This is a genomic window from Bifidobacterium aemilianum, assembly GCF_003315635.1.
GTDB lineage: Bacteria > Actinomycetota > Actinomycetes > Actinomycetales > Bifidobacteriaceae > Bifidobacterium > Bifidobacterium aemilianum.
Genome location: NZ_PDCG01000102.1, coordinates 1 through 261 on the forward strand (window position 1 = coordinate 1; position 261 = coordinate 261).

Sequence of the window (261 nt, forward strand, 5' to 3'; positions counted from 1 at the left end):
TGTACCAGCCGTTGAAGGTGCCGTGGCTCCAGGCGCCCGGTGTGGGGGCGTTCAGGGTGGTGTCCTTGTCGATGGTCTGGGCCGTGATGCTCAGGTCGCCTGCCGCCTGGCCCAGGTCGTAGGTGATCTTGACCCGGTGGGTGTATCGGGCGTATAGGGTCATGGTGTGGCTGGTGTCGTCGATCTCGTCGGGTCCGATGTGGCTGGTGGTGAAGTCCCACTTGCGGCCGCCGGTGGTTGGTGTGGTCCACCATCCGTTGA

At 64.8% G+C, this 261-nt stretch carries 1 protein-coding gene; it reads right to left on the minus strand.

Features of this window, described 5'->3' with window-relative positions:
• Positions 1 to 261 (minus strand): hypothetical protein (locus CRD60_RS08920; RefSeq protein ID WP_201737264.1); only part of this gene is annotated, 261 nt, incomplete at both ends.